Here is a 24,863-nt window from a genome sequence, read left to right on the forward strand (position 1 = left end):
TTCCTTTATTTTGGCAATCCTTTTAATCTCATTTTTATTACTCCAAAAAGCGCTTCTGAAACAATATTCCCACTCATTTTTGAAGCACCTAAATCTCTATCTGTAAATATTACCGATACTTCTTTTATGTTAAATTTATGCTTCCATGCTTTAAATTTCATTTCTATCTGAAAAGCATAGCCAATAAATTTTATTTTATCTAATTGTATAGTTTCTAAAACATTACGTTTCCAACAAACAAAACCCGCCGTGGTATCAAATACCGGAATCCTCGTTACAAAACGCACATACTTAGAAGCAAAATAAGAAAGTAATAGTCGCTTAATATCCCAATTCACTACATTTACTTGGTTATCTACATATCTTGATCCAACTGAAACATCACCTCCTTCTATATGACAAGCATTGTATAACCTTACCAAATCTTTGGGATTGTGAGAAAAATCAGCATCCATTTCAATAATGTATTCATATTTTCTGGCTAAAGCCCATTTAAAACCATGAATATAAGCAGTACCTAATCCATTTTTACCTTTTCTTTTTTCGATAAAAAGTTGATTAGGAAACTCAATCATTAAATTTTCTACAATCTTAGCTGTTCCATCTGGTGAATTGTCATCAACCACAAGAATATCAAAATTTTTCTCTTGCTCGAAAACAGTTTTTATAATAGCTTCGATGTTTTCTTTTTCGTTATAAGTAGGAATAATGACTAATGCGTCCGACATAAAAAAATAATCATGTAGTAAGTAAGACAAATATACACCAAATTATTACTAATTTTGTGTTAATCTTAAACAAAACAAGAACGTTGCAAGCACTAGAAAGAACATACTCTAACAACTATTGGATAACCATTATTTTTATGATTCTGTTGTTGGTGATTTTTGTTTTAAAATTAACGAATCCTGAAAAATTAAAAGGCTATGCTTTTTCTTTACTATCAAAAAGTTTTATAGAGGATGAGGTTGAGGAAGATACTAGTTATTTTAATTCTTTTCAGATATTTATTTCATTATTTTCTGGCTTAGTTTTATCAATGGTTTTGTATAATTTTTTAATTTTTTACTCAAAGCAATTTACCAATAGTTTTTTTTCTTTTTGCATAATTTTTTTATCTGTGTTTTTCTATTTTATGATTAAATGGGGAATTGAATACTTACTTTCTATTGTTTTTAAAATAAAAAAAAGAGTTCGTTTTTTCTTAGTCTCTAAATTTAGCTACTTATATTCCATTTGTTTTTTTCTATTTTTAGGTGTGGTTTTAGTGCAATATTCGCAATTAAGCACTCGTTTTTTACTCTTTTTTTCCATACTTTTATTTTTTACTCGTTTTCTACTTCATTTTTTCAACAACAAAAAGCTGATTTTTAGTAAGTTGTTTTATTTTATTTTGTACCTTTGCGCCTTCGAAATAGCACCGCTATTGATTTTGTTTAAATTGATGTTTTAATACTATAAAACGAAAGCGTATGAAAGTGAAAACGATATTAGTATCGCAACCTGAACCGAAAGCAGAAACATCTCCTTATTTTGATTTATCGGACAAACAAAAGGTAAAAATAGATTTTAGACCTTTTATTCATGTAGAAGGAATTCCTGTGAAAGAGGTTAGAGGTCAAAAAATAGATTTGAAAAATTTTTCTGCAATAATTTTAACTAGTAGAAATGCAGTAGATCATTTCTTTAGAATCGCAGAAGAAATGCGCTTTAAGGTTCCAGATGACATGAAATATTTCTGTCAATCAGAAGCTGTTGCTTATTACTTGCAAAAATATGTAGTATATAGAAAGCGTAAGATTTATGTAGGTAAAAGAACTTTTCCTGAACTAACAAAATTGATTAAAAAACACAAAACTGAAAACTTTTTATTACCGTCTTCAGATAAGCTAAAACCTTTAATTCCTGCTGAGTTAGATAAATTAGGAATTAAATGGACGAGAGCAGATTTATATAGAACTGTTGTAAGCGATTTATCAGATTTAGAAAATGTATTTTATGATGTTTTGGTATTCTTTAGTCCTTCTGGAATTGAATCTTTATTAAAGAATTTCCCGAATTTTAAACAAAACAATACAAGAATAGCCGTTTTTGGTAATTCTACGGTAAGAGCAGCTACAGAAGCAGGTTTAAAGTGCGATATTACAGCACCAACACCAGAAACACCTTCTATGACAATGGCTTTAGATAAATATATTAAAGAAGTAAATAAGAAGTAAATTTTACTTTTTTTGAAAAACCGAACAGAATTGTTCGGTTTTTTGATTTAAAACACTTCTCCCATCATCTTGTTTTATAACATACTGTTTTTATAATACCTTTTGTATTTTCTAAGTGAATTTTTGATAACTCTTTTTGGCCTTTAATTTCTAAATAATAAGGAGCACAAAGTAAATCGATACCACTTTGTTTTTTTAATCGAATTCCTTGTCCAGAAATAATATCTTTATTGGGCGTAAATTCTCCATTAGGCAAATGCTCTGTTAAAATAACGTATTTATAATTTTTTAGCTTTTTTGTTATACTTAGTACTTCTTCATTAGATAAATGTTGTAAAACCTGTCTTAGAATTACACAATCTGCTTCAGGAATATCTTCTTTAGAAATATCCAAACACAAAAACTCTAAGTTAGGTTTTTGATACTTTTCTTTATTGTGTTTTATCAACTGAGGAACTATATCAATCGCAAAATAATGTTTTGTAAAGTCTACCAAATGCTTACCTATATTAAAATCTCCACAACCTAAATCGCAAACCGTTAGTGGATTTTTAAAAGAGTTCAAAAAGTCAGCAACAACATTAAGGTAAGGATTTACAATTTTAGGATTGTGAGAACCCTCTCCAGAATAAAATCTGGTATTATTCTTACCCCAAAGTTTCATTTTATAGACTTGCTCCATAGCTTGTTGTGTTGGCCAGGGAGTTTTACTTTTTTTTAATGAACTCAAAACATTAATTATTATATTTCACTTTTCGAATAACTCTCATCGCTTCTTTATACTTTATGTAGGTGGTTTTATCTTCTATAGTTTTTATATAGTTTTTTGCTTTTTTTAACTGTTCTGTAACTTCTAAAAACCCATGCAAATAGCAAATTAAAAAGTTAGTTGGTAAATTTAAAACATCTTTACGTTCTGCATCAGAAAGTAATATTCCTTTATCTATTTTTGAAACAATTAAAGAATTGCTGATGTAAATATGATGAATAATAGAAGCATCGAATTTTGGAGGTTTAAACAAAAACTCTTTTACTATATCATGTTTTCCATTTTCTTTAAAATTTATAATTGTTTTCTCTAAAGGATAAAGTTTTTCTTGTTTTTCTAAGCCTAAAAAAATATACTCAGTAACAATAAAAGATTTCTGATTATAGGAAATCTGAACATCATCTAAGGCAGAAAAAAAGAGTTTTACTTGCTCATTAATCAGTTCTATGTCTACCCTAGTAAAATACTCTTGATTGTTAATTATTTTTTTTTCGCCAGCCCAACACAATACAAATTGTTCATTAAATACTTTATATTTTGGGTTGTATCGTGGTTTATGATTATTGATGAAGTCGAAAACACCATCTAACGTCAACTCGATATTGTTACGTGCATTGTTTTCTATGGCATCAACTATTGCTGTATTAGAATTACGCAACTCAAAACTTTTAGAAATAGGCATAGAATTACTTCCTCTTCTATAAAAAGCTGTTCCTTTTCGATATTTCCATGCGTTTTTTTTAAGAGATGTAATTTTATTGTTTGGGTGAATGGTTACCAAACCAATTACTTTATGTCTAGGTAATCTTGGAAAAGGAACATTTTCGTATTCAATTTTTGGAGGATTTTCTAGATAAGCATTTACCAAATTTTGTATTTTGCTATCATCAAAAAAATCGACACCAATAATTTTATTTTCAGTGTCTTCTACTCCAATAACAATATAAGAATTGTTAAATGGATTGGAATTGGAAAGTGCACAAATATGCTTTAAAAATTTAGCTTTTCCGTCTTTAGATTCTAGTGATAATTTTTGTTTTTTGTCATAAAAGCTATTCTCATCGTTATGAGAAAGCAGGTTTTTGATTAAAAGTCTTTTATTAATCATTTTTATGCAGTTTCTATTCCTGTACTAGCCTCCAATAACTCAAACCAATCTTCTAAATCTAAATCTACTGTAAGCGCTTTATTTGCATTTAAAATTCTGTCTTTATTGGTGGTTCCTATAACAGGAGAAATTTTTGCAGGATGCTTTAAAATCCAAGATAATAAGAGCACATCTTCAGAAACCAAGTATTTTTTTTTCAATTTTTGAAGAACATTTAAAATCCTTTTTGATTGTTGATTCTCTTTTCTGAAGACACTCCCTAAAGGGCTCCAACACATTGGTTGTATATTTTTTTGCAACATTTGATCTAAACTCCCATTATTCATTGCCAAATTTTGGGTTAAAGAAAACTCAATTTGATTTGTTTGAACAGACATTTTATCCGCGAGTAAATCAATTTGGGAAGGCGTAAAATTAGATACTCCAAAATTGATAATTTTTTTACATTCTTTTAGTTCTAAAATAGCTTCTGCAATTTCTTCTGCTTGCATTAAAGGACTTGGTCTATGTAATAAAAATGTATCTAAATAATCTGTTTTTAGATTCAGTAACGATTGATTTACACTCTTAATAATGTACTCTTTTGTATAATTATAATGTTTTATTTTATGATTTCTAATCCCATCTTTTAATTGTATTCCACATTTAGAAACCAACTGTATTTTTTTGCGTGAAACTCCAGATTCTAAGAGTGCTTTACCAAACTCTGCTTCTGTAGTATAATCTCCATAAATATCTGCATGATCAAAAGTTGTATTACCATTTTTAACACAAAACTGAATCATTTCAATTTGTGCTTTGGTAGAAAGTTGTTTTCCCCATTTGCCCCAAGACATACATCCAATTACAATTTCTGATTTTACCATTTTCTAATCTTTATTCAAAATTGTTGCACTAGCCTGAGCAGTTGGATATACTACTAAATCCTCTATGTTAACATGATAAGGTCTTGATATTACAAAATAAATAATATCTGCAATATCTTCTGCTTGCAGTGCCTGATACCCTGTATAAACAGCTTTTGCTTTTTTGCTATCGCCTTTAAAACGAACTTCAGAAAACTCGGTTGCCACTGCTCCTGGATGAATTCCTGATACACGAATATTATGTTTATTTAAATCTATTCTCATAGCCTTATTTAAAGCATTTACAGCGTGTTTTGAGGCACAATATACATTTCCGTTTGGATACACTTCTTTACCAGCTATAGAACCAATATTCACAACAAAACCATCGTTTCTTTTTGTCATTTGAGGAATTATGGCTTTTGACACATAGAGTAATCCTTTAACATTAATATCCATCATTGCATCCCAATCGTCTAAATTTCCATCTTGAATAGTTGACAAACCATGGGCATTACCTGCATTATTTATAAGAATATCAACTTGTGCAAAATTCTCTGGAAGAGAACTAATTGCTTTATTTACTTCTTCTCTTTTAGAAACATCAAATTGTAAAATAATAACTTCTGTTAGGTTGCTTAATTTTTCTTGCAGTTGATGTAATCTTTCTAATCTTCTTCCGCAAAGAATTAATCGGATGTTGTTTTTGGCAAAAATTTCTGCAGTTGCTTTTCCAATTCCAGATGTAGCGCCTGTAATAAATGCTGTTTTATTCATAAATACCTGACATTATTTAATTCTTAAAAGTATAAAATTGAGCAATTTAGAAGCTATTAATAGAAGTTAATTTTTCATAAATTATGAACAAGAAAAAACCGTCCTCCTCAGGACGGTTTCTCTTTCAATTGGTTATTGAGAAATAACCAACCAAAAATCAACTAACCAAACTTTATTTTAAATTTCTTCTATTCTTTGTTTTTCTTATTATTTTAGTACGTTTTCTGTTATCATTCCTTACAATATCTTTAGCTTCTTTTTTAGATTTTCCTCCTTTTAGATATTGTACAAACCCTCTTCCTGAAAAATCGTACGTTGTTTCTGAGTTTACATTATATAAACGTATTTTTCCATCATTAATAACGCTTAATTCGAACTCTTCGATATCTCCACCATCATAATTCAATGTTAAAATTTTAAGATCTTCGTAACCTGTAACATCAAAGATTTCATATCCTCCAACATAGTTCCAATTAATATAATCAACTTGCGTGCCAAAATCATCTTGAGAACTATAAAAGGTTGTTATATTTTCTGGTGTAAAAGCTAAATGGTTTTCATCATCAAATGCATTTGGAATTCCTCCTTGAGCATCTACTTTTTTCCAAGCAATATATTCTTGCAAAAAGTATTCTATGTTTTCGTAAAACAGTTTATCATAATCAAACTCATTTACTTGATACCCTATTAAATAGTAATTTACGTTTTGTCTATAATTATAAAGACTTATTTCGTTATTTGATAAAACAGTTATTTCAAAATCATTTGCACCATCCATATCGTGATTTGTTTCTAAAAGTCCGTTAAATGTATTGTAAGTTCCAACATCTATTCCTAAACCATTTCCAGTTCTACCAATATCTACAATATTGTTATTAGCATATAAAGTACCGTTTACAAATGATAATGTAAATGCTTTTGAAACATAAGGAATATCTCCGTTACCGTTTGTTCTATGGTAATCTATGTACCACAAATCATGACCAGAAACAATTTCTTCTAAAGAGAAATCATCTACAATAATGTTGTCTTCTAAAAAAACTGTACAAGAGCTTAAAAAAGATCCTATAATTAGGGTTGCGAAAAGTAGTTTTATTGATTTCATAAGCTTTCGTTTTACGGTTATGCTTAAGAATATTCAAATTGCGTGCCAAAAATAATAAACCACTTTTATAAAAGTGGTTTATGTTTTCATTATCAATACTTTAACTAAAATCTATTTTACTTCTTTTAAATTTTTTAGTTTAAAATATCTTATATTATTATTCTCTTTATAACTAATTATAGCTTCATCTTTTTTTAACTCAAACGGTAATTTTATGCTTATTGGGAACTCATTTTTAAGTTCTTTAGTAGGGTCTGCGTTTAAAATAATATCTCTTTTTATAGATGTATTAAAATGAGCAATTAATACAGTTTTCTCTTTTAGTTTTATTATTTCAAAGTTAGCTTTTTGCTTGTTAAAGTATAATGTATTAAATGATGTTATATTGCTTTTAGATAAGTGAATTTCTACTTTTGTACTCTTAACACTTGGTTGTCCACCCATCCAATTTGTATAAGTAGCTTTAAGTATTTTAAAAGGTGGTGTTTGGTCAAACTTTGAGCTTCTACATTGTGTAAAACCAAAAACTATTAGAGTTGTTAATAAAATTTTAATTGTTTTCATTCTTTCTTTTTATAAAGTAAATCAAATCTTGTACCAAGTTATTATACCTACTAATTTAAAGAAAAATATAGATATACTCTTATTTAAAATTTTACGTACAAATACTCTAAACCCTTGTTTTATAATGCTTTAGTTTTACATTATTATTAACTTAAACATATAATATTATGAGTCATTTAACACACATGAATGTAGAACAAGGTGATATCCTATCTCATTTACAAGGAGGTTGTATAACTATTGTAGGATCTCCAATTGATTTAAAAGTCTGTTATTCTTTAAACAAACAAGATGAAACAGTAACTATTTCTGTATCACTAGCTGGTATGTCTATGGGAAGTGCAACATTATCAGCAAAAAACCCTAGTGTAACTTTATCTTTATCTTTAGCTATTGTTAAAGCTTCAATTACTTTAAAATTTGATGCGCGTAACTTGAAGTTATCTTACACAGCTAAAGCTTGCTACTATGCTCCTTTTTCATGGCATTGTGCGAGCCATTCTGGAACAATTTTTAATTTTTAAAAATTATAAAAAAAAGCTTTACTGTTTCAGTAAAGCTTTTTTTTATATCTAAAGATAATTTTAGTTATTTAAGGCTTCAGCCCCACCAACAATCTCTAAGATTTCGTTGGTAATTGCTGCTTGACGTGCTTTGTTATATGTTAATAACAATTCGTCTCTTAGTTCTTTTGCATTGTCTGTTGCTTTGTGCATTGCAGTCATACGTGCTCCGTGTTCTGATGCAAAACTATCTCTAATTCCTTTATATAATTGCGTTTTTAAAGACTTTGGTATTAAAGCTTCTACAATTTCTAATTTTGATGGCTCAAAAATGTAATCAGAATTTATAGCTGATGCATCTCCCCCTTCAATTGGTTTAATTGGTAAAAATTGTTCTACTTGTGGCAATTGAGTAGCCGCGTTTTTAAATTGATTGTAAACCAATTCAATTTTATCATAAGTCCCTTCAGCAAATAAACTCATTAACTTTTCTGCAATTGCAGCAACGTTATCAAAAGTTAAATCATCAAAAATGTCATTTCTTGTAGCAACAACATTAAATTGTTTTGATAAAGTATCTGTTCCTTTTTTACCAATAGAAAATAAATCTACTTCAACATTGCTATATTTCTCTTCTACAGTTTTAATAACTTCTTTAGAGATAGATGAGTTAAAACCACCACACAAACCTCTATTAGACGTTACTACTACTAATAAAACTTTAGAAACTTCTCTTTGTGTAGAATATACTCCACCAGCATCACTATCTAAAGTTGCACTTAAATTTTGCAACAATTCAGTTAGTTTAGATGAATACGGTCTCATTGCCGTAATAGCATCTTGTGCTTTTTTCAACTTTGCAGCAGATACCATTTTCATGGCAGATGTAATCTGCATTGTTGATTTAATAGAGGTAATTCTATTACGTATTTCTTTTAAGTTTGCCATTCTATTGAAATTTTGAGATTCCCGCTTTCGCGGGAATGACAACTATTTTTTATGCAAAATGCGTTGAAATCTCTGATGCAGCAGCTTCTAAAACAGCAGTTGCTTCTGGTGTTAATTTGCCAGATTTTAATACATCTAAAGTATCTCTATGTTTTGCGTTTAAGTAATCGATATAATCTTTTTCGAATTTCTTTACTTGGTCTACAGGAACATCTTTTAATAAGTTCTTAGAACCAGCATAGATAATTGCTACTTGGTCTTCTACAGCAAAAGGATCATTTTGAGCTTGCTTTAAGATTTCAACATTACGTTGACCTTTAGAAATTACACTCATTGTTGCAGCATCTAAATCTGAACCAAACTTAGCAAACGCTTCTAATTCACGGAACTGAGCTTGATCTAATTTTAATGTACCTGATACTTTTTTCATTGATTTAATCTGAGCGTTACCACCAACACGCGATACAGAAATACCTACGTTAATTGCTGGACGAACACCAGAGTTAAATAAATCTCCATCTAAGAAGATTTGTCCATCTGTAATCGAAATTACGTTTGTTGGAATATATGCTGATACGTCTCCTGCTTGTGTTTCGATAATTGGTAATGCAGTTAAAGAACCTCCACCTTTTACAATACTTTTTAAAGAATCTGGTAAATCGTTCATTTCGCTAGCAATCTTATCATCATTAATCACTTTTGCAGCACGCTCTAATAATCTAGAGTGTAAGTAAAATACATCACCAGGATATGCCTCACGTCCTGGAGGTCTTCTTAATAATAAAGAAATTTCACGGTATGCTACAGCTTGTTTAGATAAATCATCATAAATAATTAAAGCTGGTCTACCTGTATCTCTAAAGTACTCTCCAATTGCTGCTCCTGCAAATGGTGCATAAACTTGCATTGCTGCAGGGTCAGATGCATTTGCTGCTACAATTGTAGTATACGCTAAGGCTCCTTTTTCTTCTAACATATTTGCAATTGCTGCAACTGTAGATGCTTTTTGCCCTACTGCAACGTATATACAATATACTGGCTCACCAGCATCGAAAAATTCTTTTTGGTTTAAGATGGTATCAATAGCAACTGTAGATTTACCTGTTTGACGGTCTCCAATAATCAACTCACGTTGACCTCTACCCACAGGAATCATTGCATCAATAGATTTAATACCCGTTTGTAATGGCTCTGTTACAGGCTCTCTAAAAATAACCCCAGGAGCTCTACGCTCTAAAGGCATTTGATAAGTCTTTCCTTTAATAGGTCCTTTACCATCAATTGGGTTTCCTAAAGTATCTAGCACACGTCCAACAACTCCCTCTCCTGCTTGTAAAGAAGCAATTCTTTCTGTACGTTTAACTGTAGAACCTTCTTTTACTGATGTAGAGGCTCCTAATAATACAACACCTGCATTATCTTCTTCTAAGTTTAATACGATACCTTCTAATCCATTTTCGAATTCTACTAATTCTCCATATTGAACATTTGAAAGACCGTAAACACGTGCAATTCCATCTCCTACTTGTAACACAGTTCCTACTTCGTTTAAAGTAGCTTTTGCTTCAAAATTTGTTAACTGTTGTTTTAAAATTGCTGATACTTCAGCTGGTTTAATACTTGCCATCTTTTATAATTTGATGTATTATTAAATTTTTGGAATGTAATGACTGTTGTCAAATTCCTTTTTCAATTCACTTAAATAGTTAGAGATACTTGCGTCATACTGCACATCTCCAACACGTAAAATAAATCCTCCTAAAATATTTGGATTTACTTCATTTACTAAATTTGCTTTTTCACCAGTTAAGGCAACAATTTTAGCTAAAACTTGTTTTTCTACTTCTTTTGTTAAAGGAACAGCAGTAGTAACTTTAGCTTCTTGCATATGCTTATAATAATCATAAATGATTACATATTGTTTTGCAATAGAAGCTAACATTGCTATTCTTTTATTGTCTTCTAACAAATGAAATAAACCAAGAGTAACGTTATTTACTTTACCTTCAAATAAAGCGTTTAATACTTTTATTTTATCAGCAGCCTTTACAATAGGGCTTCTTAACATTACTTCAAAATCATCATTCTTAGCTATAGTATCAGAAATAAATAACATATCGTCATTTACTTTAGTTTCTGACTTAGTGTCTTTAGCTAAATTTAAGATAGCTTTTGCGTAACGTAATGCTGCTCTTGCGTCTTTCATTTTACAACTAGTTTAAAGTAACATCTTTTAAGATTCCTTCAACTAATTCTAGTTGATCTTTCTTATTAGATAATTCCTTTTTAATTACTGATTCAGCTATACCAATAGATAATTCTGCAACGTTCTTTTTTAATTCTGCTAATGCAGCTTGTTTTTCTTGAACGATTGAAGCTTGTGCATTTTCGATTAACTTAGTTGTTACTTCTTTTGCATCTTCTTTAGCTTCAGCAATCATATTATCTCTAATATCTCTTGCTTCTTTCATCATTGCATCTCTTTCTGCTCTTGCTTCCTTTACTAATTTAGCATTATCTGCTTGTAAATTTTGCATCTCTTTACGTGCATTTTCTGCAGCAGCTAATGCGTTTTCAATTCCAGATTCTCTTTCTTCTAAAGAATTTAAAATTGGTTTCCAAGCAAATTTTACCATTAAAGCGATTAACGCTAATAATAAGATTAATGAAACTACAAATAACCCTGGTGAAAAATCGTTTAATAAAGTTTCCATTCTATAAACTAATTATATATTTTTTTCTTGATGTTTAATTTTTAAAATAGCTTCTGTAACCAACCGTTACAGAAGACTATTTTTTGTTTTTGTTTGGATTATTTTCCTAAGAATAATGCACCAAATGCTAAACCTTCTAATAATGCAGCGATAATAATCATTGCTGTTTGGATTTTTCCAGTTGCTTCAGGTTGACGAGCAATACCTTCCATTGCTTTTCCACCGATTTGACCTAGTCCAATTCCTGCTCCGATTACGATTAATCCTGCTCCAATTAAATTGTACATAATAAATGTATTTATATTAAATTAAACAAATTTGTATTAATGATGCTCGTCGTGATCTGCTACTGCCATACCAATAAATAATGCTGAAAGCATTGTAAAGATATAAGCTTGTAAAAAAGCCACTAAAACTTCAATTAATGTTATAAAAAATGATAATACTAAAGACAATCCTGTTGCACCTACAACCCCTAAAGATTCTTTTAAAGTGAACATAATTGCAATTAAGCTCATTACCACAATATGACCTGCTGAAATGTTTGCGAACAAACGTACTAATAATGAAAATGGTTTAATTAATAAGGCTCCAGCTAATTCTATAATTGCTAAAACTGGGCGAATTAAAACAGGAACCCCTGGCATCCATATCATATGCATCCAGTATCCTTTATTACCACTTACTGTATAAATTACTAATGTAAAAATTGCTAAACATCCTGTAACTGCTAACTGACCAGTTACGTTGAATCCTAATGGAGTTAAACCTGCTAAGTTTAACACCCATATAAAGAAAAATACCGTTAATAAATACCCTGTAAATCTTCTGTAGTGTTTATCACCAATATTTGGTCTTGCAATTTCATCACGAACATATAATACTAAAGGTTCTAAAACTCTCGCAAATCCAGTAGGAATTTTTTGAGTTTTGTATTGTTTAGCTAATCTAGAGAACCAAAATAACAACAAGAAACCAATTAATAATATACCTACAACACTTTTAGTAATAGAAAAATCCAGCACTTTGTGTGCATTTGTAGCGTGGTGAGTATCATCAAAAGAAACTGTTGAAGCTCCTTTATCTAATTCATATATCTTAGAGTGAATTTTTGCGAATTTTAATCCTTTTTTCTCAACAATTACGTGACCATCATCATTATGGTGAAATTCTGATGACATAAAAGTCACCAAACCTTCACTTGACCATAAAATTACTGGTAAAGGAAACCCAATGTGTTTTCTTTCGTTAGCATCATTTGTGTAAGAAAATAAAGAAAAATCGTGAGAATCTTTAATGTGATGCAAAATATATGCTTCAACTTCTTCTTTTGTATTTACACGACCTCCGTCATTTTGATTATCGTGTTTTTTATCAGATCCTGATGCAAAACCTACCGAAGTAAATAAGGTTATTGCTGCTATTAAAAGAAACTTGATTGTTTTTTGTGCAATCTTCATTGTTAAAATACGCTTTCTAAATTCGGCGCAAAGATATGCAATAATTCAAAATGACAAACGTTTTTTTTAGCTATTTGTTTATTATTGTTTTTTCTGCAAAATTTTAGCTACAAAAACAGCTTCTGTTAATAAAAATATAATCATTGGAACAAATAAAGAGATTCTTGCAGCAAATGATAAATTTTCTTCTGTAAATATTGATTTATAAAAGATTATACAAAAAAGCACTAACTTTAAAACAATAGTGCCTAAATATATAAACCCTAGCTGTTCAAAAATTTTATCAACAGTTGAAAGCAATAAAAAATTGGTGCAAATTAATAGCGAAAAAACTAAGTGAAAAAGATATATTTTTTTTAAAGAAAAAGGTAACGTTATTACTTGATTTTCTATAAAAAATTGATGTAATGAAAAACTAATTAAAAATAGAAAAAAGAAGACCGTAGAAAAAACAAGAACACTCTTAATCATTAATTCTATTAGCTTGTTTTATTAAAGAATACATGGCTAAAAAAATGGCTATTAATGTAATGGTTTCAGTTAAAAAAGTGGTTGCAAACTTTGAGTCTAACCATTCTCCTAATAAAAAACCTAGATAAATGGTTAAACCCATTTGCAAGCCAGCACCAGAAAGTGCTAACGCTTTATTAAGCGGTTTTTTCTGATTTGTTTTTTTGCTCATTAGATTGGTTCAGTTCTTTGACAGCTCCTTTCATAGAACAAGTTGCGTTAAATGTGGCTCCCGGTTCTACAGATAGTTTACTAATAACCACATCTCCAGAAATATTAGCAGTTGCTTTTACCGTAAGCGTTTTTGAAACTTGTAATTGTCCAGAAAATTTACCTTCTATATCTGCATTTGTGGCATCTACATTTCCCTTTATATAACCATCAACACCAATTATAACTCTTCCTAAGGTTTTTAAAGTTCCTTCTAAAGTTCCATCTATTCTAAAATCTCCTTCTGATTTTATATCTCCAGTCATCAATGTGTTTTTTGCTATCACATTTCTCTCCATAGTTTTAGATTTTTGTGGGTTTTTATCTTTATTACTAAACATTTTTTACTTACTTAATTGTTTAATTACTGCTTTTGCCCTTTTACCTTCTTCTGTGTTTCCATAGTTGACAGCAACATATTCTAGTGCTGTTTTATACGCATCCTTATCTTTATACTTACCTATGGCATAAGCTTTTAGAAGTTCAAATTTAGCAATTAATTTTGAATTTTGAATTTTAGGCAAAATTTCATCGGTTTTAGATACCGTTTCTTCAAACTTATTACCCTTGTATAAATAATAAATTTCTTTGTAAGTTTTTTCTATTTCATTAACCTCAACTTCTTCTTTTATTATTGCATTTGGATTTTGAATAATCTGTGCAAATTTTGTTTTTGAGTACTTTGTAAGAATTACATTTTTGTATATACTTGCTTTAGAAGTATTGTTTTTACTTTTATAAATTTGGTACAAATGCCAATTGATCGGAAGAATTAATTCTTTTTTGGGGTTTAAACTTTCTACCCTTTCTAATCTTTGAATGGCTAAAGTAGTATCTTTAAACTGCTCTTTGTAAATCAATCCTAATTCGTATAAAGCTTGATTTCTATCTAACTTTAAAGTATCTATTTCTTTTTTATCTGTAGGAATGGTTTTGATATAACTCGCCAAATCGTAACGTGTACTTTTTTGGTTTACTTGAGTTGAATCTTTTGAGTTTGTTGTATTTATTTTTGATGACCATCTCCAATCGTCTACCAACTTTCTATTTCCCCATATTTTAATAAATTCTGTTTTACCAAAACTCAAAGATTGTGAATTATAGAAATACCATTTACCTTTTGATTTGGATTGTAAAGAATTTCCTCCAAAAGAATTCCCAAATGCTTGCTGATTCAACTTTAGTTGTGCAGCTTCTTCATCTTTCTTTTTTAAATTATCAATATATTTTTGAAAAAAGGCCTCTTGATCTGTTTTAGAAAGTGATGCAATTTTTAAAATACTATCATTCTTGATAACTAAATTTTCATATTTAATTAACAATGCTAAGTTTTTATATTTTCTCTTAATTCTTCTAATTCTTAAATTTAAAGTATCTGTAGAAACTTGCAAAACGCTATCGTAATAAGAATTGGCCACTAAATACTTCGAATTTTTAAAGTATAAATTTCCTAGTTTCTCGTAAGTAAATGTTTTTTGTTTTGTACCTCCGTTATATTTTAAAGATTTATTGTAAGCATTCATTGCTAAATGAGTACTGTCGTTTGCTTCATGTAAAACACCTACTTGATAATACAATTCATCTAAATACTTTTTGTTATCTCTATTTTCAATTAGACTGTACATTCTATCTAATAAAGCCACTCTAGAAGAATCGTTGGTTGTATTTTTAGCAATTTCGATATTTGCGTGGATTTTGTATTTGTAAGGTGCTTTTTTAAAGTTGACTAATTTATTAAATACTAAAACTGCAGAATCTTTTTTATTTTCGGCACTATATAGCTGTCCTAAGATGAACAAATTTCTTGCTCCCTGATCTTTGTTATTTAAAGTTCTTGTGGCTTTAATTAAATGTTCTTTTACTTTTTGAATACTATCCGTTTTTACATACGCCATTGCTAAAGCCGTATGTGCTTGTTCTTTAATTTCTTCTGGCAAGTTTTCTTCTTGTCCTTTTTTTATTTCTATTAATAATTTTAAAGATTCAATTGCCAATTCTTCGTTATCAATTCTAATATTAGCTTTGGCTCTCCAAATTTTAGTTTCGTTAATTAAACTTGCAAAAGGGTAACTTGCAATAATGTAGTTAAATGCTTCTATAGCAGGAATAAAACGTTGTTCGTAATACCTGGCTTTACCCAACAATAAATAAGCATCATCAATTTGATTGTTACGCTCAATACCATTGATGTTCATTCCGTGTTTCTGAATGGCTTTTACAGCTTTTTCTTCTGCAATACCAAAGGGTGTCGTGGCTTTTTTTATTTCGTTATTGCTATCACCAAAACCAGCTCCCATTCCAGAATTTGAAATTATAATTTTATCTTCTATAAACTTAATGGGCTCAATAGGTAATTGCTGAAACCAATCGTCTTTATACTTCTCATTTATGGCTTCAACCCCTTTCTTAAAGGATTCTTTACCATTAAACAATACATTAAACTTTGTATTTAAAGAATGCCAATTTCTTCTGATTACGGTGTCTTTTTTTGTACTACAAGAATACAAAAGCGCAAAAGCTACTGCGATAAAAACTATTTTTTTGGTGTATTTCACACAAATAAATCTTGATTAAACGATTGTTTTAAAAAGCTAAGAAAGCTAAAAAACTCTTATTTACAACTAATTTCTTTAGAAAATAGTATAAACAAGAGTGTAAAAATAGTAATTAATTAAGAATCGCCTACTTATACAGAAAAATAGCTTTCTAATTCTTTTAAAGTTGCTGATGATGTTTTAATATCTTTAACTACATTTCCTTTATCTAAAACCACAATTCTTTCACAAACTTCAGTAACGTGTGTTAAGTCATGGCTTGAAACTAAAACCGTAATTTCTTTGTTTTCTGCTAAGTCTTTAATAATTTTTTTCAATCTAATTTGAGTGGTAGGATCTAAATTGGCAAAAGGCTCATCTAAAATAACCACTTGCGGATTTCCCATCATTGCAGCAACAATTCCGGCTTTTTTCTGATTCCCTTTACTTAAATCTCTTAAATATTTTTTCTTCCCAAGAATTTCTTCGTTAAAAAACTCATCAAATTGCCCTAAAAAATTAGTAACATCCGCTTTATTCATTCCGCGTAAATCACCAATAAAATCGAAATACTCTTCTGGTGTTAAATACCCTATTAAAAAAGATTCATCTATAAAAGAGCCTGTAAAATTCTTCCATTCTTCACTTTGATGTACCACAATATTATGATTTGTAATGGCGCCAGTTGTAGGTCTAATTAAATCTAAAAGAATATTAAAATAAGTTGTTTTTCCAGCTCCATTATTACCTACCAATCCAAAACTTTGACCTGTAGGAATCTCTAATGCATCTATGTTTAAAACTTCTGTTTTACCGTATTTTTTTGAAATTTCTGTTGTTTGTATCATTGTTTGGTGTGTTAGTTTTCTTGTTTAAAAGAATGAATCATTATATATTTTGATGCTACATATTTCTTTGTAATTGCAGCCATTAATTTTTTGTGCAAAGCTATACCTATAAAACCTAAGCCCGCTAAAACTGATACTGCTATTTCAAAGCTTACTAACCAGTTTAGAAGTGCAAAAACCCCCATTGGTAAGAGCATTAACGGAATTCCAATTATCCACTGTACTGCACCCGTACCTTGATAGTTAAATGCTGCTTTTTGATCTAAATTTATTTTTTTTCTATTAAAAGAACCTCCATACAAAATTACATGCGTATTTACACCCACATTGTAAATTGCAGCAGCAAAGTGTACCACTAAAATTTTCCATCCGAAGTAAACATAAGGTATACCTAACACAAATAGAATAATTACACTAGCGCTCATTAGTGTAAATTTTGATTTTAAATAACGTTCGTATTTAAAATTCTGGCTCATTAACATATTATAATAGCCACTATCCCAAGCAGGAATAAATTGCCCGAAATTAATTAAGAATGCTCCTGTAGAGAAGACCCCAATAAAAGCAAACAAAAACTCTTTGTCTGCGTATATAGGTTGTGGGTAGAAAAATAAACCATATAACAACCCAATAATCAATATAAAAAAGGATGATTTTGTTCTTTTATTTCTGGTGATTAATCGCAAGTCGTTTTTCATAAAGGGAGCAACATCTCCAAATCTATTTAACCAAGATAAATCTGACGAGTTTACTTCTTTTACTTTTGTAGCAATTGCTTCATCTAAGTATACTTGACTTCTTAGTTGTTTGTAATTAAGTAGGTACAAAACCACCAATAAAACAACTCCAAGGAAAGCATAAATTGGATTTTGATAAATAAAATCGAAACCTTGACCAACAAAACCTGCTAAATTGAAAATTTCATAACGTTGCACGAGATACCCACCTAATAAAACGACTAACATTACTCCAAAAGCAATGTTATTTTTATTAACTAAAAAGTTTAAAAAGTTGGCAGATTGTATTAATAAAATCATTAAAAACACCCATCCTAAAACGCCATTAGTATCATACCCTTTACTGATTAAAACTCCTGCAAAAGGAATATAAAAAAACAAACCCAAGATATTGAAAAATGAGAAAGATGATTTCACCAAAACATAATTGACAATCGTTTTCTTTTTAATGGGTAAAATTAAAAGAGGTTTAATATTCATTACTGGCAGTTTCTGCATTAAATACCGAAACATTAAATCGCCTGTAATAGCAAATAATAAAAAAGAATTGACTACCATTAACGGGTCTTTATCTGGATACATTTCTTTGATAGCAAAAAAACCACCAAAACCCATTCCTAAAAAAATTAAAATAAAATAGATGGCAAAAAAACCGATTAGAATTTTTGCTCCTATACTTTTTCCAAAAGCAGCAGATCTAAAAAATTGTTTCCATTCTAGCTTTAAAAAATGTGAAATCATATGTACTTGGTTTGTCGAGTTGGTAATTAGTTGTTTAAAAAATAGTTTTGTTACAAAATTTAAGAAATTTTATATTCTGGATAGGTTTCTTCAAGCAATTCTTCTGATTTTTCTGGAAGTATTACGTTAACAATGTAAGAAACGATTATACATAATGTTAATAATAAAGCCCAAAACAAAATCCAAAATAGAGACAATTTATTAAATTCTATATCAGCTATATTAATAAAGTTTAATGCATTAATTAATGTTAGGGTTGTAAAACCTGCGCTAGTTTGTTTTATCATAGATTCTAAAAGAAAAACCTTTTCTTCTTTTTTTAGTTTTTTTCTTCTTTTCCAAACCAAATACATTTCATAAGAAGCTACAAATAGTAAAGTTGTAAATACTATCCCTTTTGAAATATGCGATTGTATAACTGTATAGAACGTTATAAAAATAGTTGCTGTTATTATAATTTTAGGTAAACGAAACCATTCCTTAATAAATTTGAATAGTATTTTAGTGTACTTTTTACTCATCTGCTTTTGTTTGGCTTCGATAACATCCATAAAACCAAAAATGCCAAATTTTTTAAATGATTTATCTCTAGCTTCTTCAAATGATAGACTTGGATTTTCTACCCAAATTTGCTCAATATCATTCGCTAAATGATCTACCAATTCTGTTTGAACATCATAATGTTCTACGTAATGCTTTTTGGTGAATTTGTATAGTTCTTCTATGTGAATTTCGGTTAGTTTCATCTTACTTCAAACTAAATTTAGGATTTACCAAGTGGTGCATCGTTCTTAAAAACTCTTGCATTTCTGCCAATTTATTGGCAGTTTCTTTGGTGCCGTTTTCTGTTAATTTGTAATATTTTCTGAGACGATTTCCCACTTTTGCAACCTCTACATCTAGTAAACCATCAGCTTCTAACTTGTGCAACGCAGGATACAAAGCACCTTCTGTAATGTTTAATTCACCTTTTGTCAATTCTTTTACGTGTTGCGTAATTTCATAACCATACATTTTATCATTACTCTCTAATAATTTTAAAATGATAGTTTGCAAAGACCCTTTATATAATTTCTGATTTCCCATATTATAAAATGTGTTTGTATGACTTGCATCAAATATACATAATTTTAATATGCATAAAACTCTTATGTATTAAAATTTTATAAAAATAAAACTCGAAAAAATTAATTTTCGAGTTTTATTACATTAAATTATTTAACTAATTATTTTTCTATTTTCAACACCTCAGCAATAATACGTTCTAAATCTGCTTTTGGTAAAGCTCCATTTGCCATTTGCGGTTCTGCATCTGTAGGACAAAATAACATAGATGGAATACTTCTTATTCCGAATGCAGCAGATAATTCTTGCTCAGCTTCAGTATCTATTTTGTAAATGTCTATTTTCCCTTTGTATTCTTCTGATAATTGCTCTAAAACTGGTGCCAACATTTTACAAGGTCCACACCAATCTGCATAAAAGTCTATTAAAGCGGGTTTATCGCCTTCGAATTTCCATTCTTTGTTTTCTTCAAAATTAAACACCTTTTCTAAAAAGGTTGCTTTTGTTAAATTCTCTGTCATATTAAAAAATCTCACTAACATTGGGTTAGCAATCGCAAAAGTAGTCGTTTTTAAACACTAATAATTACAAATTTTAGTGAATACAAGATTGGAAACGTTAAAAACTGTTAAATAACTGACAATATGTTAAATAACTACTAATTTTGATAGCACTCAAATCAACATCTCATATGAAAATCAAATTTATTTTACCTATTGTAATGGCAAGTGCTATTTTAGTGTCTTGTAAAGAAGAAATGAAACAAAGAAATATAGAAGTGACTTACCCAGAAACTATAAAAAAAACCAGTTATAGATACCCTGTTTGGAACTGCAGTTGTAGACAATTACAGATGGTTAGAAGATGATAGAAGCAAAGAAACTGAAGAATGGGTTAAGGCCGAAAATGAGGTTACTTTCGATTATTTAAGTAAAATTCCTTACAGAGATCAATTAAAATCTCGTTTATCAGAATTATGGAATTACGAAAAAGTTGGTCGTCCTTTTAAAGAAGGAGATTACACCTATTTTTATAAAAATGATGGACTACAAAATCAATATGTAGTGTATCGTAAAAAAGGAGATGGAGAGGCTGAAGTTTTTTTAGATCCAAACACATTTTCTGAAGATGGAACAACTTCTTTAGGTTCTTTAAGTTTTTCTGAGGATGGAAAAACTACGGCTTATGCAATTTCTGAAGGTGGTTCTGATTGGAGAAAAATTATAGTAATGGACGCCGAATCAAAAATGATAAAAGAAGACACTTTGGTTGATGTAAAATTCTCTGGAATTTCTTGGTATAAAAATGAAGGTTTTTACTACTCTAGTTACGATAAACCTAAAGGGAGTGAGTTGTCTGCAAAAACAGATCAACACAAATTATATTATCACAAATTAGGCACGTCTCAAAAAACAGATAAAGTTATTTTTGGTGGAATAGCAGCTGAAAAACACAGATATGTTGGTGGTTATTTAACAGAAGACAATAGGTATTTGGTAATTACAGCTTCTGTTTCTACTTCTGGTAATAAATTATTTATCAAAGATTTATCAAACCCAAATAGTAAGTTAATTACAGTTTTAGACAATGTAAAAAGCGATTCTTATGTAATTGATAATAGAGGTAGTAAATTGTATTTACAAACCAACTTAAACGCACCCAACCAGAAAGTGGTTACTGTAGACGCAAGTAACCCAACACCAGAAAATTGGGTGGATTTTATTCCTGAAACAGAAAATGTATTAAGTCCTTCTTCTGGTGGTGGCTATTTCTTTGCAGAATATATGGTAGATGCAGTCTCTAAAGTATTTCAATATGATTTTGATGGAAAATTAATACGTGAAGTAAAATTACCAGGAGTAGGTTCTGCAGGTGGTTTTGGAGGAAAAAAAGATGCAAAAGAAATGTATTTTTCATTTACCAATTACAACACTCCAGGTTCATTATATAAATTCGACCCAAAGAGTGGTAAATATGAATCCTATTGGAAGCCTTCAATAGACTTTAATGCTGATGCTTTTACAAGTAAACAGGTTTTTTTCACATCAAAAGATGGTACAAAAGTACCAATGATAATCACGCATAAAAAAGGTGTGGAATTGAACGGAAAAAATCCAACAATTTTATATGGTTATGGAGGGTTCAATATCAGTTTAACACCTTCTTTTAGTATTGCAAACGCAGTTTGGATGGAGCAAGGTGGTGTTTATGCAGTTCCAAATTTACGTGGTGGAGGTGAGTATGGTAAAAAATGGCATATTGCGGGTACGAAAATGCAAAAACAAAATGTTTTTGATGATTTTATAGCAGCAGCAGAATATTTAATCGAGAATAAATACACTTCTTCAGATTATTTGGCCATTAGAGGGGGTTCTAATGGTGGTTTATTGGTTGGTGCAACCATGACACAAAGACCTGATTTAATGAAAGTGGCATTACCTGCTGTTGGTGTTTTAGATATGTTACGTTATCATACATTTACTGCTGGCGCAGGATGGGCTTACGATTACGGAACAGCAAACGATAGCAAAGAAATGTTCGAATATTTAAAAGGATATTCACCTGTTCATAATGTAAAAGAAGGTGTACAGTATCCTGCAACTTTGGTAACCACAGGAGATCATGACGATAGAGTTGTACCTGCGCATAGTTTTAAATTTGCAGCAGAATTGCAAGAAAAACAAACCGGGAATAATCCAACTTTAATTAGAATAGAAACCAATGCTGGTCATGGCGCAGGAACTCCGGTTGCAAAAACCATTGAGCAATATTCAGATATTTTTGGATTTACATTATTTAATATGGGATTTGATCAATTACCAAATCCACCTAAATCTAAAATAAAGAGTTAGTTTTAATTATTGAAACCGATAAAAAGTTTAAAAAAGCAAATTAGAAATCTAATTTTATTTTTTACTACTACTTAATTATCAGGTATTTACGTTTTTTTATGTATCTTTAAAGAAGTCTAATCTAAAACTTTTTTATTATGGAAGCAAAAGAAACTGCTTTTGAATCAGTAAGATTCAAAGGTGTATCAACTATTAAAGAAATTGATGGAGTAAAAACACTATGTATTTTTAATTCTGTAGATGAAGCCATATCTATAGGAATTGATGAAAAAGAAGCCATTATTATGTTTGCAAAGTTAAACATTTGCCCTACTGCTGATTTTGATGGAAACGGAACAGTATCTTGTAAAAGTGCAAAAGGATGTAAAAACGGTAAAGAATGTGTACTGCACAAATGGGATGCTAAAAACAAAGTTTGGGTAAACAAAGGAGTAAAATCTTTCTTTGCTGGTAATGCTATATGGAAATGTAAATGCGGTTAAAAACCGTTTTACAAATTATAATGACTTTCTAAAACTCAAACCTAGGTTTGAGTTTTTTATGTGGAAAGAACTACTTTTGCAATATGTTAAAAGTTAGCAATATTTCCTATCAATATACAAAAAACAAACCTGTTTTAAATGATTTTTCTTTCAAGGTTAACAAAGGAGAACACTTGTGTATTATGGGCGAAAGTGGTTGTGGAAAATCGACACTTTTAAAAGCCATTTACGGGTTATTTGATTTACAAAAAGGTACTATTTTTTGGAACGATGAACAAATTACAGGTCCAGCAGAAAACTTAGTCCCTGGTTTTGAAAAGTTTAAATATGTTGCTCAAGATTTTGACTTGATGCCTTATATTTCTGTATCTGAAAATATTAAAAAATTCTTATCTCGTTTTTATCCAGAAGAAAGTGAAGCTAGAACTCAAGAATTGCTGGAAGTCATTCAAATGAAAGCTTTTGAACATACAAAAGTCAAAAATTTAAGTGGAGGACAAAAACAACGTGTTGCTATTGCCAGAGCATTGGCTAAAGAGCCTGAATTGTTGTTGCTAGATGAACCTTTTGGACAAATTGATAACTTTAAAAAAAGTGGTCTTCGTAGAAGACTTTTTGCATATTTAAAAGAAAAAAATATTGCTTGTATTGTAGCTACGCATGACAAAAATGATGCACTTTCTTTTGCTGATAAACTGATTGTAATCCGTAATAACAGCATATTAGTCAACAATTCTCCAAAATCAATTTATCAAAATCCAACATCAAGATATGTTGCCGCTTTGTTTGATGATGTAAACGAAATTGTTATTTATAGCAACAAAGTTTTATTATATCCACATCAAATAAAACTTGTAGAAAAATCGGAATTTAGAGCTATTTGTAGTAACGCTTATTTTAAAGGTTTTTATTGGTTAATTGAAGCTGAATTTAATGGTCAAAATGTATTTTTTAATCATACTTCTAAGATTAAAACAAACGAAGAGGTTTGTATAGAATTTGTACTTCATTCTTAATAGTTTTATCTATTCTAAATTTATTCTTATTAATGTGTTGAGTTTTGAAAATGATTCCTTAAAACAACCTCAGATTACCTTAAAATGCTAGGAATTATTTAATTTTTTATTCCCAAAATCTTAAACTTTTATTTTTTTAGTATCTTTAAGCTATTCTTCTTGCATTACTAAAAATGGAAAATCAAATTTCAATAGCATTAGAAATTTTCAAAAACTATGCTCTTTCAGAAAAAGAGATTCGCTATATAAACAATAGGTTTGAAAAAATAGAATTAAAAAAGGGAGATATATTGTTAACTCCAAATAATAATGTTACCTATCAATTTTACACTTATAGTGGTTGTTTACGTTCTTATTTTATTCAGAAATCTGGAAAACAAAGCACCATACAATTTGCTATAAAAGACTGGTGGATTAGCGATTATACAGCATTTTTTACCAATCAAAAATCAGTAATGAGTTTAGAATGTCTAAAAGATGCTGTAATCTACAAAGTTTCGAAATCGGATATTGATGAAGTTTTTGATAAAATTCCAAGATTAGAATCTTTCTTTAGAAAAAAGTTAGAAAAAGCATTTGCTGGTTTTCAAAAAAGAATCATAGAATACTTGTCTTTATCTGCCAAAGAACGATATCAGAAATTTCGAGAAAACTATGTCGAAATCGAGAAATGTGTAAAAAACTATCATATTGCTTCGTACTTAGGTATTACTACTGAAAGCCTTAGTAGGATTCGAAAATCTATTTCTTAAAAAGCATTTATTACCATAGGTCAATTTTTATTAAACGAAAATACTCTAATTTTGTATGTAAGTTTAAGTTGATTTTATCAAAAAATAAATTATTTCCCCCAATC

General features: G+C 29.7%; 28 protein-coding genes and 1 pseudogene. 7 read left to right on the forward strand and 22 right to left on the reverse strand.

Annotation, left to right across the window (positions count from 1 at the left end):
* Positions 1–5: 5 nt before the first annotated feature.
* Positions 6–728, reverse strand: coding sequence for a polyprenol monophosphomannose synthase (locus DIS07_RS05050; RefSeq protein ID WP_109404145.1), 723 nt, complete (start codon positions 726–728; stop codon positions 6–8).
* A gap of 56 nt (positions 729–784) precedes the next feature.
* On the opposite strand from DIS07_RS05050, the gene DIS07_RS15245 reads away from it, so the two are divergent.
* Positions 785–1,453 (forward strand): DUF4271 domain-containing protein, encoded by a 669-nt coding sequence (locus DIS07_RS15245; RefSeq protein WP_353888577.1) that lies wholly within the window; start codon positions 785–787, stop codon positions 1,451–1,453.
* 19 nt (positions 1,454–1,472) lie between these two features.
* Positions 1,473–2,219 (forward strand): uroporphyrinogen-III synthase, encoded by a 747-nt coding sequence (locus tag DIS07_RS05060; RefSeq protein ID WP_109404147.1) that lies wholly within the window; start codon positions 1,473–1,475, stop codon positions 2,217–2,219.
* 64 nt (positions 2,220–2,283) lie between these two features.
* On the opposite strand, the gene DIS07_RS05065 is transcribed toward DIS07_RS05060, so the two are convergent.
* From DIS07_RS05065 to DIS07_RS05090, 6 genes are all read right to left on the reverse strand, one after another.
* Positions 2,284–2,901, reverse strand: coding sequence for a class I SAM-dependent methyltransferase (locus DIS07_RS05065; RefSeq protein WP_109404554.1), 618 nt, complete (start codon positions 2,899–2,901; stop codon positions 2,284–2,286).
* Between the two features lie 52 nt (positions 2,902–2,953).
* On the reverse strand, positions 2,954–4,096 hold the full coding sequence (locus DIS07_RS05070; protein WP_109404148.1) for an ATP-binding protein: 1,143 nt from the start codon (positions 4,094–4,096) through the stop codon (positions 2,954–2,956).
* Positions 4,097–4,098: 2 nt separating this feature from the next.
* Complete coding sequence (locus tag DIS07_RS05075; protein ID WP_109404149.1) at positions 4,099–4,962, reverse strand: aldo/keto reductase; 864 nt, start codon at positions 4,960–4,962, stop codon at positions 4,099–4,101.
* Between the two features lie 3 nt (positions 4,963–4,965).
* A complete protein-coding gene (locus DIS07_RS05080) occupies positions 4,966–5,718 on the reverse strand; it encodes an SDR family NAD(P)-dependent oxidoreductase (RefSeq protein WP_109404150.1) in 753 nt (250 codons plus the stop codon).
* Positions 5,719–5,890: 172 nt separating this feature from the next.
* Entirely contained in the window at positions 5,891–6,823 is a 933-nt protein-coding gene (locus DIS07_RS05085; protein WP_109404151.1) for a hypothetical protein, read from the reverse strand.
* A gap of 111 nt (positions 6,824–6,934) precedes the next feature.
* Positions 6,935–7,387: a hypothetical protein gene (locus DIS07_RS05090; RefSeq protein WP_109404152.1), complete on the reverse strand. Its 453-nt coding sequence runs from the start codon at positions 7,385–7,387 to the stop codon at positions 6,935–6,937.
* Positions 7,388–7,554: 167 nt separating this feature from the next.
* Here DIS07_RS05090 and DIS07_RS05095 point away from each other — a divergent pair, with 167 nt between their 5' ends.
* The gene (locus DIS07_RS05095; protein WP_109404153.1) at positions 7,555–7,911 is read left to right on the forward strand and encodes a hypothetical protein; all 357 of its coding nucleotides are present in this window, start codon (positions 7,555–7,557) and stop codon (positions 7,909–7,911) included.
* Positions 7,912–7,971: 60 nt separating this feature from the next.
* On the opposite strand, the gene atpG is transcribed toward DIS07_RS05095, so the two are convergent.
* The 15 genes from atpG to trxA all read right to left on the reverse strand — a co-directional run bounded on the left by atpG (position 7,972) and on the right by trxA (position 20,178).
* Complete coding sequence (atpG, locus tag DIS07_RS05100) at positions 7,972–8,838, reverse strand: ATP synthase F1 subunit gamma (protein WP_109404154.1); 867 nt, start codon at positions 8,836–8,838, stop codon at positions 7,972–7,974.
* A 49-nt stretch (positions 8,839–8,887) separates the two neighbouring features.
* Entirely contained in the window at positions 8,888–10,465 is a 1,578-nt protein-coding gene (gene atpA / locus DIS07_RS05105; RefSeq protein ID WP_109404155.1) for a F0F1 ATP synthase subunit alpha, read from the reverse strand.
* A 21-nt stretch (positions 10,466–10,486) separates the two neighbouring features.
* Complete coding sequence (gene atpH, locus DIS07_RS05110; protein WP_109404156.1) at positions 10,487–11,044, reverse strand: ATP synthase F1 subunit delta; 558 nt, start codon at positions 11,042–11,044, stop codon at positions 10,487–10,489.
* 7 nt (positions 11,045–11,051) lie between these two features.
* Entirely contained in the window at positions 11,052–11,552 is a 501-nt protein-coding gene (locus DIS07_RS05115) for a F0F1 ATP synthase subunit B (protein WP_109404157.1), read from the reverse strand.
* Between the two features lie 98 nt (positions 11,553–11,650).
* Positions 11,651–11,839 carry an ATP synthase F0 subunit C gene (gene atpE / locus DIS07_RS05120; RefSeq protein WP_013993139.1) on the reverse strand — a complete coding sequence of 63 codons (189 nt, stop codon included), beginning with the start codon at positions 11,837–11,839 and terminating at the stop codon, positions 11,651–11,653.
* 36 nt (positions 11,840–11,875) lie between these two features.
* Positions 11,876–13,012 (reverse strand): F0F1 ATP synthase subunit A, encoded by a 1,137-nt coding sequence (gene atpB, locus DIS07_RS05125; RefSeq protein ID WP_109404158.1) that lies wholly within the window; start codon positions 13,010–13,012, stop codon positions 11,876–11,878.
* Positions 13,013–13,093: 81 nt separating this feature from the next.
* Positions 13,094–13,483: a DUF6168 family protein gene (locus DIS07_RS15145; protein WP_109404159.1), complete on the reverse strand. Its 390-nt coding sequence runs from the start codon at positions 13,481–13,483 to the stop codon at positions 13,094–13,096.
* Positions 13,476–13,694, reverse strand: coding sequence for an AtpZ/AtpI family protein (locus DIS07_RS05135; RefSeq protein WP_109404160.1), 219 nt, complete (start codon positions 13,692–13,694; stop codon positions 13,476–13,478). The genes DIS07_RS15145 and DIS07_RS05135 overlap by 8 nt, the downstream gene beginning before the upstream one ends.
* On the reverse strand, positions 13,660–14,073 hold the full coding sequence (locus DIS07_RS05140) for a bactofilin family protein (RefSeq protein ID WP_109404161.1): 414 nt from the start codon (positions 14,071–14,073) through the stop codon (positions 13,660–13,662). The genes DIS07_RS05135 and DIS07_RS05140 overlap by 35 nt, the downstream gene beginning before the upstream one ends.
* A 3-nt stretch (positions 14,074–14,076) precedes the next feature.
* On the reverse strand, positions 14,077–16,287 hold the full coding sequence (gene porW / locus DIS07_RS05145; protein WP_235869097.1) for a type IX secretion system periplasmic lipoprotein PorW/SprE: 2,211 nt from the start codon (positions 16,285–16,287) through the stop codon (positions 14,077–14,079).
* A gap of 131 nt (positions 16,288–16,418) precedes the next feature.
* Entirely contained in the window at positions 16,419–17,114 is a 696-nt protein-coding gene (locus tag DIS07_RS05150; protein WP_109404163.1) for an ABC transporter ATP-binding protein, read from the reverse strand.
* Between the two features lie 11 nt (positions 17,115–17,125).
* Positions 17,126–18,592 (reverse strand): DUF5687 family protein, encoded by a 1,467-nt coding sequence (locus DIS07_RS05155; RefSeq protein ID WP_109404164.1) that lies wholly within the window; start codon positions 18,590–18,592, stop codon positions 17,126–17,128.
* A 59-nt stretch (positions 18,593–18,651) separates the two neighbouring features.
* Positions 18,652–19,338, reverse strand: a complete 687-nt coding sequence (locus tag DIS07_RS05160) for a hypothetical protein (RefSeq protein WP_109404165.1) — start codon at positions 19,336–19,338, stop codon at positions 18,652–18,654.
* A gap of 1 nt (position 19,339) precedes the next feature.
* A complete protein-coding gene (locus tag DIS07_RS05165) occupies positions 19,340–19,678 on the reverse strand; it encodes a PadR family transcriptional regulator (RefSeq protein ID WP_109404166.1) in 339 nt (112 codons plus the stop codon).
* Between the two features lie 140 nt (positions 19,679–19,818).
* Complete coding sequence (gene trxA / locus DIS07_RS05170; RefSeq protein ID WP_109404167.1) at positions 19,819–20,178, reverse strand: thioredoxin; 360 nt, start codon at positions 20,176–20,178, stop codon at positions 19,819–19,821.
* 170 nt (positions 20,179–20,348) lie between these two features.
* On the opposite strand from trxA, the pseudogene DIS07_RS05175 reads away from it, so the two are divergent.
* From DIS07_RS05175 to DIS07_RS05190, 4 genes and pseudogenes are all read left to right on the forward strand, one after another.
* Positions 20,349–22,509 (forward strand): annotated as a pseudogene (locus DIS07_RS05175) (prolyl oligopeptidase family serine peptidase).
* A 137-nt stretch (positions 22,510–22,646) separates the two neighbouring features.
* Positions 22,647–22,991: a hypothetical protein gene (locus DIS07_RS05180; protein ID WP_109404168.1), complete on the forward strand. Its 345-nt coding sequence runs from the start codon at positions 22,647–22,649 to the stop codon at positions 22,989–22,991.
* Between the two features lie 83 nt (positions 22,992–23,074).
* On the forward strand, positions 23,075–24,007 hold the full coding sequence (locus DIS07_RS05185) for an ABC transporter ATP-binding protein (protein WP_109404169.1): 933 nt from the start codon (positions 23,075–23,077) through the stop codon (positions 24,005–24,007).
* Positions 24,008–24,180: 173 nt separating this feature from the next.
* The gene (locus DIS07_RS05190) at positions 24,181–24,759 is read left to right on the forward strand and encodes a Crp/Fnr family transcriptional regulator (protein ID WP_109404170.1); all 579 of its coding nucleotides are present in this window, start codon (positions 24,181–24,183) and stop codon (positions 24,757–24,759) included.
* Positions 24,760–24,863 lie beyond the last annotated feature (104 nt).

Origin of the sequence: Polaribacter aquimarinus, assembly GCF_003129485.1 — a bacterium.
Taxonomy (GTDB): Bacteria; Bacteroidota; Bacteroidia; order Flavobacteriales; family Flavobacteriaceae; genus Polaribacter; species Polaribacter aquimarinus.